Raw genomic sequence first — 10,530 nt, forward strand, 5'->3', positions numbered from 1 at the left:
ATATGATTTCTAGTCTGAGTACAGAACCTGAACCAAACCAAGAACTCATTCACTATGCATTTCGCTATTTGGTCTACAGTCATAGTCAGTTGAGCTATGTTTCAGCACTGGGTCATCAACGTGTGCAAATTCAAGATCAAAATATTTTGAAGCTATTAGACCAGAGTGAAATATTGCTTAATCAAACATTGATCGAAAGGCAAGCGCTTCCAGAAAAGCACATCCAAGAGATGTTTAGCGAAATTGATCGTTTAAATTCAATAGCTCAAGTCTCAGAACAACAGCAACTATTGTTAAAACAAATAACGCTATTGCTTGAGACTCTGCCCGAATTGGTGATGTTAAAAAATAAACTACTTGAACTAGAAATTAAGTAGCGCGTTTAGCTCAACGCTATTTAATGAATGCCTTGTTGCAGCCTTGTTTGCATATATTGCTTAAGTACCATTCGAGGTATGCCAAACCAAAAAGCTATCAAGGCAAAACTCGTCAATACAAATGCCCAAATATGAAAATAGGTATATAGCAGACGAACCACCTCAATAATTGAGAAGAAGCTCACCATCATCAATATTGAAACCGCAGCAGCAACCGTTCCTTTCGATACTTCGGAAGACATCAATGCAAAACGATAAATCACTGAAAAGCTAATTCCCTCACCAAAACTAATTAAGGTCATACCGATCAGCAAACAAGGCACTAAATAGGTTTGCCAAATCACACCGAGCATCAAAAATAAAGTACCTACTAGCATAATCGGCAAACCCATTAAAATGGTTTTACCAAGTGCGTAACGATCCATAATTTTGATCAGAACGATATTGCCTGCAATCAAACCAAAAAACACAGGAAACTGCGCCAAGCCATATTGCACACTACTCAGCTTTAACTCATCCACGAGAATAATCGGTGACAAAGCAATCCACAGCATCAGTGGCATTCCTACAATCGGTAATGCAACACTTAAACCTAAAAACTGGCGATTACTAAATACTTGTTTGAAATCATCCCAAATATAACGAAAGGGTTGTTTCGCTTGTTTACGACTTTCTTGCGAGGCTGGCATAAATTTATTTAAGCCGAACCAACTGAGAAAAGAAATAAAAGCAATCGCCACAAAGCCCCAGTGCCATGACACATAATCAATCAGGAACGCGCCTAATACAGGTCCAAGCAAAGGCGCAAGCAAGGAGATATTTGCCATCAATGCCATGACTTTAATCGCATCACGCTCTTCAAAAGTTTCTTGAATTGCCGCATATCCAACGGCTGATATCACACTTAAACCAATACCCTGCAAGAAGCGCAAGGTCAGGAATTGTTGAATATTATGGGTCAATAAAATCAACAAACAGCAAATCGTAAAAAAAGCTACACCGGCCAATAAGACTTTCTTACGTCCAAGCCGATCTGAAAGTGGTCCCAGTAACCAAGCGACACTAGCACCACCCAATAAGTAAAATGACATTGAAGATGGTGCCCAAGTTGCGCTAACTGCAAATTGCTCTGTGATCGCCAACATCGCTGGCTGAATCAAGTCATTACCGATATAAACTGAAAACTCAAATAGCACTAAAGCCAATGGAAACATGAGCGTTATACGGTTTAACGTCATGCTTTGATTATTCGTCATCATGTTTTATTCACAAAAATAACCAATTCGTGTGCCGTCTATTTCTCTGAAAAAAAGAAAATAGATTCCGCACCACATCATTTTATGGTTTTGATTTAAATTAAATTTTGATTTCCATGCAGTGAGAGCGCATGTAAAAGTGTGAAAACACCGTATTCACAAGGTGTATTAAGAAAACAATTTATTTACGTGAGATTGGTAAAAAGTTTTACCCATTGGAAAAATTTCCAAGCGCAACTTTAGCACTTTTTAAAAATGACCGCAATTTAAGCAAAGCAAATCAATTGTGTGGATATGTGAATAACCAAAAAGTTATCCACAATTCTGCTCAACTTTCACACGACCTAAAAAGATAACTCACCATTTAAGGACATAGCTCAAACTGGAAAGTCTTGGTATTCCCTCCTCGAGCACATTGATAGCTTTGTTTTTTATTCACCACTTTCCAAGTCTCTTGATCACGTTTTAACTGATATTCAGTGCGAATAGCCGCTACCGAATCATCTAACTGCGCTTGCTCTACGGTAATCTCAGCATCTGTAGGATTTTCAGCACGATTAAATTGCTGATCAATTTTGAGATTGGTTTCATCATGAAACAAATTGGGTTGGTCAAGTAGTACTGCATGCATCGCTGTACTTTTTTGCACAGCAGCTTGTTGTTGCGACTGAGCAATCGGTTGATTACATGCAGTCAAAAAAATTCCACATCCTAAAATGATCCAAAGTTTATGCATTTTGTAGTCTTCCGATTTGCATTATTCTTTTATGCTACTATGCAAAAATGAACTGTCGAATAACAAAATGTATGCGACATATGAGAGATTTGTTGTATTTATCTATGCTTTGATAACAATTGTGATCCTCAAAATAAAACAAACCCATAACATCAATATCAGAAATTTTTAGGCATACACACATGTCAGATTTAGCAAAAAAGTTAACTCTAATTTTAATCATAAGCAGTTCAGTAATTGCTTGTTCAAAAAAGGAAGAAGCGCCTGCAGGTGAAGCTGCAATAGCCACTGAAAGTGTTGCCGCAGCGCAAGATACATCTCAAAGTCAGATTGCAAAAAATCCTGAGCAATTGCTCAGTGATCAGCAAAGCACCCTAGAACAAAGTCGACAATTAGTAAAAACAGCTCAACTGCAATTTGAAGTCAAAGATGTTCAAAAAACGACGGCTATACTTGAACAGCAACTCCTCAAACAAAATGGCTATATCGAAGAAAAACAAGTGAATTATCAGGTTAGTGATAGTTCGCAGCGCGAACGTCTCGATGGTCATATAGATGTTTATGAAAAAATCATCCCTACCGTACAACTTACGATTCGTGTTCCAAATGAACAAGTTACTGCCTTTTTGAATAGCCTGTTGCCTTTGATGTTGAACTTTAATAATCAAAGCTATGAAGCTAAGCGATATGAACTGAAACTGTTAGAAGAAAAACTTAATACTGCAAATCAAAGCCCTAGCACATCGAATACTGTCAATAATCAACTTCAACAATTGACTCAACTTGAAGTCAAAGATCGATTGGCTTACAGCACAATACGCATCGAATATTTTCAACAAGCACAAGTTCGCAAAACTCAAGATTTAAACATTCATCGTATTGCACATCTCGATAGCGAACCTTTAATGACTCGGATAGCCGATGCATTCAAAATTGGGCTTTCTTATTTTAAAGAAACTATTTTGTGGTTGATCCAATTCTGGGCATTTTTCCTTATAATTGTTGCAGTTTGGTTTATTCGTAAAGCCTATAAATCTAGAAAACAAAGCAGCTAATTGTTGATTTTTGATCAATAGTATTTTGCTTATTTGCGCATTTTTACTCATCAATAGATTCTCTAAAATGCACTCAAGTTTTAGAAATCTATTTTTGAGTTTCATTTTATGAGCAATATTTTAATTATTAATGGCGCGAAACAATTCGCTCACTCAAATGGTGAATTGAATGACACCCTGACTGACTTTTCAGAATCATATTTAAAAGCTTTAGGTCATACTGTACAAGTGACACGTACCGACAGTGACTATGACATCCAAGCAGAAATTGAAAAATATTTATGGGCAGATGTGGTGATCTATCAAATGCCAGGTTGGTGGATGGGTGCGCCATGGACGATGAAAAAATATATTGATGATGTTTTTACGATTGGTCATGGTTCACTCTATGCAAGCGATGGACGTAGCCGTTCTGATGCTTCTAAAAAGTATGGTTCAGGTGGCTTGATTCAAGGTAAAAGATACATGTTGTCGCTCACATGGAATGCACCAATGGAAGCCTTCACTGATCCTGATCAATTCTTTCACGGCGTGGGTGTAGATGGCGTGTATTTACCTTTTCATAAAGCCAATCAGTTCTTGGGTATGGAATCATTACCTACATTTATCGTGAATGATGTAATCAAAATGCCTGATGTCCCAAGCTACATCGAAGCTTATAAAGCACATTTAGATCAGCTTTTTGCGACTGCACATTAAGAGAGAAATACTATGTTGACAATTATTGCAGAAATTCAGACACATGCAGGTGCAGAACACCGCCAAGCAGTGCTAGATGCTTTCCAAAAAATCATTCCAACTGTATTGGCAGAAGAAGGTTGTCAAGGTTATGCCCCATTGATTGATCATCTACCAGCGATTGCGATGCAGACGCAAGATGAAAATAGCATTGTGATGTTAGAACAATGGGAAAGTACCGCTCATCTTGAAGCACATATGCAAACGGCACATATGCTGAAGCATTTTGAAGCGACCAAAGCGCATGTGGCTAATGTCAAAGTGCGTATTTTGGAAAATGGGATTTAGAACAAAGATTGGTTATTTATCAAATCCTCATAAAATATATGATACTCGGTAATGTCATCTGCAACCTGCGTGATTTCAAGAAGATACTGTTTCTGCAATAAATTTTAATTAATACAAGAAGTGAACAGGTTTTGCAGATGACAATGCCTTTGGTTACTTTGGGCAAAACCAAAGTAACTCCAGCCGAAGGCTAATCTTGAATATGAATGAGAATACAATACGACTCCGTCAAGACAAAGAAAAATATAAACAAATGATTTTACTGATAATAATACTGCTTCAAATGTCGGCTATACTCCGTTAAATAACGCTCTAAGCCCTCTCGACGATCAGCTTTTTGCATTTCTTTAGCAGCTAATTGTTCAATCTTACTTTCCAATAATTTGAGAATCGCTGCTTGTTCCACTTCAGGTAGTTGGGCTTTTTCTTTCTGCTGTTTTTTAATTTCCAAATAATCTTCTGCCCAATGACGTAATGGATCATGCTCAGAGACTTGTGCAAATAAATCGGTAATCAATAATTCAGGCATGACTTCTTGAGTTGCTAACTCTGCCGACATCAAACCACGAATCGAATAAAATACTTTCTTATAAGTAAAATTATCCGCAGTTTGCATCACTTTCATACCGCCTTTCGCCAGCGATAAGTAGTGGTGATATAGCGCACTATAGTCGATTCGCTCAAGCAATCCATCGCGAAAGCTTTGCCATTCTGGAAAAGCATTAAAATAAACAATATGTGCTCTGACCCATTCCAATACCGTTGGGTTACTTTTTGCCAATAAGCCAAACATTTTGTCGAGATCATAAGAAACGAAATCAAAATCACCGTCCATGATTTCGATTAGATCACGGTACTTTTTATAATCAAAATATTGCTCTTTACTCGGTAAATGAAAACCGCGTACATCATAGTCGCTGTCAGGGCTGGCCATACCCCATAAACGACTACCACTTTCGATATAAAATAATGGAATGTCTTGGCGCTGTTCGAATAGTCTTTCGATTTCGTGATGGATGTTCATGTTAATTTTACTTCTATTTAAAAAAGTGCACTTACGAAAATACACTTTTTATTTAGCTTTTAATAAATTTGCATAACCTTAATAATTCTTAAGCTTACCTAACCTTTAAGATTATTAAGAATCGTATTATCGGGATTCGTCTGTTGATACCCTCCACCATTATCAACTGTACGATCATAAGCGGTATTTCCGTCACCATCTCGCCAATATCCATCAACTTGAGTACCAGATGATGTTGTATACCCTTCTACATGGTGCGGGTTTACAAAATGTGTATTATCTACATTGTTCCCTTCTACAGCTATATCCGAAGAAGGCGGAATATCAGTAGAATCACCAACGATATTAGTAACACCTGCGACCTCTAGAACCCCAACAGATAAAATAGCTGCTCCACCAATGATTGCAACCTCTTTCAGTGCTGATTTAGCTTTATCCATATCTTCATTGATAACAGCCTCAAAAACATCACCAACTTTATTGGCAGTCACAACAACTCCCCCAACCACACCTTTTGCTGTTGTTACAACAGTATTCCCTAATTGAGAAAGTCCTTGATCTCGCATTTGAGGATTATCATCTAATAAACCTTCAGTTGTCTTGCCAACTCCTGCAGATAGATGATTAAGAATTTTACCTGTTTGATGTGTTGATTCTTTAGCCAAAACCCCTACTTGTTTGAGTGATTCTGCACCTGTTATATCTGAAATAACACCACATGCACCGTTAATGGCTTCACCAGTTAATTTAGCAGTGCCTTCCACAATTTCTCCAAATCCTTTAAAGAATTTTGAAATACTCATATTTTATTATCCTCAATTAATTTTATAATTTATTAAAGAATTAAAAAATTTAATTCAATTAATATTTTACCCTGCAAAATTTTTTTTATAAATTTTTATATAAGAAAAACCGCAATATACAATTAAATATATTGCGGTTTTTTGATTTAAACATCAATTAATTATATAGCTTCTTAAAGATCAAATAACTTCCCTGGGTTCATAATCCCATTCGGATCAAATGCCAATTTCAATGCTTTCATATATTCAATTTCTTCAGGCGAACGTGAATATTCCAAATACGGTTTCTTGGTCATTCCCACACCATGTTCGGCAGAGATCGAACCATCATATTTTTTCACAGTCTCAAACACATATTTATTCACCACCTGACACTTCGCAAAGAATTCGTCTTTAGTTAGGTTTTCAGGTTTTAAAATATTTAAATGCAAGTTACCGTCACCAATATGACCGAACCAGCAGATTTCAAAGTCTGGATAGTTTTGTGAAACGATCGCATCAATTTCTGAGATAAACGCAGGGACATGCGAAATTAACACTGAAATATCATTCTTATAAGGAATATACGGTGCAATCGATTCCGAAATATCTTCACGTAAACGCCATAAGCTCTGTGCTTGTTCTAAGCTTTGACTCATTACGCCATCAATCACCCAACCTTGTTCCATACAATGCTCAAAAATCTGCATTGCTTTGTCCATAATCGGCTCATACGGCGCTTCAAATTCAAGTAATACATAGAATGGGCAAGTTGTTTCAAATGGACGTTGTACATGACCACGATCCAACACTTTTTGCATTGCCACTTCACCAAAGAACTCGAATGCGGTTAAGTCGATTTCTTTTTGGAAAGCATGTAATACAGGCATCACCGCTTCAAAGTCAGGCGTACCCAATACCATGACTTGTAGGTTTTGTGGTTGACGCTCAAGTTTAATCTCAGCCTCTGTCACCAAACCTAATGTGCCTTCTCCACCGATAAACAAATGCTGCAACGCATAACCCGTCGCATTTTTAATCATGCCTTTGTTCAAACGTAAAATGTCACCTTTACCCGTAACAACCGTTAAACCAAGCACCCAGTTACGTGTCATGCCGTATTTGATAACTTTAATACCGCCTGCATTGGTTCCGATATTTCCACCAATTTGACTAGAACCTGTCGATGCAAAATCAACTGGGTAATACATGCCTTGTTGTTCGGCATAATTTTGCAATTGCTCAGTCACCACGCCTGCTTGAACACGAACCATACGATCCGCTGGCAAGAATTCCAAGATTTGATTCATCTTGTCAAAGCTAATCACGATCTCGCCATTGTTCGCTACCGCACCAGCAGATAAACCTGTGCGACCACCTGATGGCGTGATTGCCACTTTAAAACGGTTCGCCAGTTTTACAATCTCTTGAACTTGTTCAGTGCTTGATGGAAAAACGATGACTGATGGGTTCGGATCAAAGTGTTTAGTATGATCTCGTCCCCAATTTTCCAAGCTATCGGCATCAGTTTTAATACGGTTTTCACCCACGATTGCCGTTAAGAGGGTCAATAACTCGGGTGTTAAAGCGACTGGAGCATTCATCGTTTTCAGGCCTAGTAAGAAAGAGATATAGGACTTCTGGATGATCCTGAGTGTATTTCAAGGGCTTGAAAACAAAGGATTCAAAACATCCAAAATATAGAAACGCTAGCGAACTATCAAACTGTCTACACAACGAGTTCGAGCTTCGTATTCCTTTATTTTACATGTAAGCAAGCGAGGGATAAAGCACAGGATAAACATCTCGTCATAACAAAATGTGTATATGAACTAAAATTCATTCGAAACTGAAAAAATCTCAACAATTATGCTGAGCTAATTTTAAACGAAATATCTATAACACAAAGCTCTATGCTATGATACCGCAACTAAATTTTGGCCTTTGTAGCGGAGCCGTAATGAGCCAACATCTATCACTACCTAAAGACAAAATCCGTTTCCTTTTGCTTGAAGGTGTGCATCAAAATGCCATCGATACATTAAACGCTGCGGGTTATACCAACATCGATTACCACAAAACTGCGCTTGAAGGCGAAGCTTTGAAAGAAGCGATTAAAGATGCGCACTTTATTGGTATTCGTTCGCGTACTCAATTGACTGAAGAAATCTTTGAAGCAGCGAATAAATTGATTGCGGTAGGTTGTTTCTGTATTGGTACTAACCAAGTTGATTTAAAAGCAGCAATGTCTCGTGGTATTCCTGTTTTCAACGCACCGTATTCGAATACGCGTTCTGTAGCAGAATTGGTTCTTGCTGAAGCAATTTTATTACTTCGTCGTGTACCTGAAAAATCAAAAGATACGCATGCAGGTGGTTGGAACAAATCGGCTGTTGGTTCATACGAAACTCGTGGTAAAACATTAGGTATCGTAGGTTACGGTTCTATCGGCTCTCAACTTTCAGTTTTAGCTGAAAGCTTAGGTATGAAAGTTTGCTATTATGATGCGGTAACTAAATTACCGTTAGGTAATGCACGCCAAGTCGGTTCTTTGGATGAGCTTTTAGAAACTGCTGATGTGGTTTCTTTGCACGTTCCTGATGTTCCTTCTACGCGTAACTTCTTCAAGAAAGAACAGTTTGCGAAAATGAAGCCTGGTTCAATCTTCATCAATGCTGCACGTGGTACATGTGTAATTATCGAAGATTTAGCTGATGCGATTAAATCTGGTCACATCGCTGGTGCTGCAGTAGACGTATTCCCGAAAGAGCCAAAAGCAAATGGTGAAGAATTCCAATCCCCACTTCGCGGCTTAGACAACGTGATTTTAACACCGCACGTGGGTGGTTCTACGATGGAAGCGCAAGCAAACATCGGTTTAGAAGTTGCTGAAAAATTCGTTGCGTATTCAGATAAAGGTATGACACTTTCTGCGGTGAACTTCCCAGAAATCGCATTACCACTTTCTGATGGTCAACATCGTTTACTTCACATCCACAAAAACGTTCCTGGTGTATTGTCTAAGATCAATACATTGTTCGCTGAACAAGGAATCAATATCTCTGGTCAATCTTTAATGACTAAAGGTGATATCGGTTACTTGGTAATGGATGTTGATGCTTCTGCATCTCAAGAAGCTTTGGATACTCTACATAATGTAGAAGGTACAATCCGAGTACGTGTATTGTTCTAATTTAGACAATTCACTCAAAAGCCACGGCACTTGCTGTGGCTTTTTTATTGGTGATTGAATTATTATGTGAATATTAAACCAATTGTTCTAATAATAAGTGTCCCAATGCTAAAAACACCTGTGCACGCACTCCTCCTCTTAATGATCGCCATGTTATGTGTACAAGGTAGCGGTTCTTTAGCCAAAATTTTATTTCAAAGTTTTCCTGTATTGACTGTATCCGCAATGCGCCTATGTTTTGGTGCGATTATTTTGGCGGTTATTTTTAAAATTTGGACCATCAACTTTACAGTTGTTCGTTGGAAAGCCATTCTCAGCTACGGCATGGCACTAGCAGGAATGAATGCCCTCTTTTATTTATCACTGGAGCGCTTACCTCTAGGCTTGGCTGTTGCTTTTGAATTTATTGGACCTTTGAGCGTAGCACTTTATCATGCTCGCCAAAAATACGATTTCATTTGGGTGGGATGTGCCATTTTAGGCTTGATTCTACTTTTTCCGCTACAACAAGCCCAGCAAGGAATAGATCTAGTCGGTGTCTTTTTTGCTGTCAGTGCGGGTGCCTGTTGGGCACTTTATATTATTGCAGGGCAGAAGCCTTCTGGCATTTCAGGCAATCATACTGTCTGTTTGGGAATGAGCATCGGCATGCTGTGTTTATTACCTTTTGCCATCTTTTCAGGGGCACTTGACCGTGTCGTTGAATTGCCAAATATCTACTATTTTATTGGACTGGCAATCTTAGCAAGTGCATTGCCCTTTACTTTAGAAATGATCGCATTAAGAAGCCTAACTCCTTTAAGTTTTGGAACACTCATGAGTCTTGAACCTGCCGTAGCTGCATTATCAGGATTTATTTTTCTGGGTGAGACTTTATTGTGGAATCAATGGCTTGCGCTTGGCACGATTATCATCGCATCGATCGGTTGTACATTTACCACTCAACATGCTCGACAGCAAAAAGTGAATAAATAAAATGAAAGCGTTCCATCACGATGTACTGTCTTCATCTTATAATCAAACCACCTATCTTGTAGGTATTTTTTACTTTGCTTTTGTAGATCTTCCATGAAAAATATCC

Annotated in this window: 10 protein-coding genes and 1 pseudogene; 6 read left to right on the top strand and 5 right to left on the bottom strand. The window is 38.2% G+C overall.

Going from position 1 to position 10,530, the window contains the following annotated elements; all coding sequences use genetic code 11:
• Positions 1-377, top strand: a pseudogene (locus A2003_RS06050) (YccS family putative transporter); the annotation flags it as partial.
• 20 nt (positions 378-397) lie between these two features.
• On the opposite strand, the gene craA reads toward A2003_RS06050, so the two are convergent.
• Positions 398-1,633 (bottom strand): chloramphenicol efflux MFS transporter CraA, encoded by a 1,236-nt coding sequence (gene craA, locus A2003_RS06055; RefSeq protein WP_164978059.1) that lies wholly within the window; start codon positions 1,631-1,633, stop codon positions 398-400.
• A 364-nt stretch (positions 1,634-1,997) separates the two neighbouring features.
• Positions 1,998-2,369 (bottom strand): hypothetical protein, encoded by a 372-nt coding sequence (locus tag A2003_RS06060; protein WP_286686970.1) that lies wholly within the window; start codon positions 2,367-2,369, stop codon positions 1,998-2,000.
• 182 nt (positions 2,370-2,551) lie between these two features.
• On the opposite strand from A2003_RS06060, the gene A2003_RS06065 reads away from it, so the two are divergent.
• The 3 genes from A2003_RS06065 to A2003_RS06075 all read left to right on the top strand — a co-directional run bounded on the left by A2003_RS06065 (position 2,552) and on the right by A2003_RS06075 (position 4,450).
• Entirely contained in the window at positions 2,552-3,424 is an 873-nt protein-coding gene (locus A2003_RS06065) for a DUF4349 domain-containing protein (RefSeq protein WP_286686971.1), read from the top strand.
• Between the two features lie 108 nt (positions 3,425-3,532).
• The gene (locus tag A2003_RS06070) at positions 3,533-4,123 is read left to right on the top strand and encodes an NAD(P)H-dependent oxidoreductase (protein ID WP_286686972.1); all 591 of its coding nucleotides are present in this window, start codon (positions 3,533-3,535) and stop codon (positions 4,121-4,123) included.
• A gap of 12 nt (positions 4,124-4,135) precedes the next feature.
• On the top strand, positions 4,136-4,450 hold the full coding sequence (locus A2003_RS06075) for a putative quinol monooxygenase (RefSeq protein ID WP_286686973.1): 315 nt from the start codon (positions 4,136-4,138) through the stop codon (positions 4,448-4,450).
• A gap of 259 nt (positions 4,451-4,709) precedes the next feature.
• On the opposite strand, the gene A2003_RS06080 is transcribed toward A2003_RS06075, so the two are convergent.
• From A2003_RS06080 to A2003_RS06090, 3 genes are all read right to left on the bottom strand, one after another.
• Positions 4,710-5,474 (bottom strand): nucleotidyltransferase domain-containing protein, encoded by a 765-nt coding sequence (locus A2003_RS06080; protein WP_286686974.1) that lies wholly within the window; start codon positions 5,472-5,474, stop codon positions 4,710-4,712.
• A 98-nt stretch (positions 5,475-5,572) separates the two neighbouring features.
• Positions 5,573-6,238, bottom strand: coding sequence for a hypothetical protein (locus A2003_RS06085; RefSeq protein ID WP_153569523.1), 666 nt, complete (start codon positions 6,236-6,238; stop codon positions 5,573-5,575).
• A 212-nt stretch (positions 6,239-6,450) separates the two neighbouring features.
• On the bottom strand, positions 6,451-7,860 hold the full coding sequence (locus A2003_RS06090) for a D-2-hydroxyglutarate dehydrogenase (protein ID WP_005403295.1): 1,410 nt from the start codon (positions 7,858-7,860) through the stop codon (positions 6,451-6,453).
• A gap of 356 nt (positions 7,861-8,216) precedes the next feature.
• Between A2003_RS06090 and serA the strand changes: the two genes are divergently transcribed.
• Both serA and A2003_RS06100 read left to right on the top strand, forming a co-directional pair.
• Positions 8,217-9,449, top strand: a complete 1,233-nt coding sequence (gene serA, locus A2003_RS06095; protein ID WP_004909533.1) for a phosphoglycerate dehydrogenase — start codon at positions 8,217-8,219, stop codon at positions 9,447-9,449.
• 105 nt (positions 9,450-9,554) lie between these two features.
• Complete coding sequence (locus tag A2003_RS06100; RefSeq protein ID WP_171293851.1) at positions 9,555-10,424, top strand: EamA family transporter; 870 nt, start codon at positions 9,555-9,557, stop codon at positions 10,422-10,424.
• The last annotated feature ends 106 nt before the right edge of the window (positions 10,425-10,530 follow it).

The organism is Acinetobacter sp. GWC1_38_13 (assembly GCF_001767535.1).
Taxonomy (GTDB): domain Bacteria; phylum Pseudomonadota; class Gammaproteobacteria; order Pseudomonadales; family Moraxellaceae; genus Acinetobacter; species Acinetobacter junii.

Excerpts from the sequence above, each read along its gene's own strand:
- craA (WP_164978059.1), bottom strand. The coding sequence starts at position 1,633 with ATGACGAATAATCAAAGCATGACGTTAAACCGTATAACGCTCATGTTT.
- serA (WP_004909533.1), top strand. The coding sequence starts at position 8,217 with ATGAGCCAACATCTATCACTACCTAAAGACAAAATCCGTTTCCTTTTG.
- A2003_RS06075 (WP_286686973.1), top strand. The coding sequence starts at position 4,136 with ATGTTGACAATTATTGCAGAAATTCAGACACATGCAGGTGCAGAACAC.
- A2003_RS06070 (WP_286686972.1), top strand. The coding sequence starts at position 3,533 with ATGAGCAATATTTTAATTATTAATGGCGCGAAACAATTCGCTCACTCA.
- A2003_RS06100 (WP_171293851.1), top strand. The coding sequence starts at position 9,555 with ATGCTAAAAACACCTGTGCACGCACTCCTCCTCTTAATGATCGCCATG.
- A2003_RS06065 (WP_286686971.1), top strand. The coding sequence starts at position 2,552 with ATGTCAGATTTAGCAAAAAAGTTAACTCTAATTTTAATCATAAGCAGT.
- A2003_RS06090 (WP_005403295.1), bottom strand. The coding sequence starts at position 7,860 with ATGAATGCTCCAGTCGCTTTAACACCCGAGTTATTGACCCTCTTAACG.
- A2003_RS06060 (WP_286686970.1), bottom strand. The coding sequence starts at position 2,369 with ATGCATAAACTTTGGATCATTTTAGGATGTGGAATTTTTTTGACTGCA.
- A2003_RS06080 (WP_286686974.1), bottom strand. The coding sequence starts at position 5,474 with ATGAACATCCATCACGAAATCGAAAGACTATTCGAACAGCGCCAAGAC.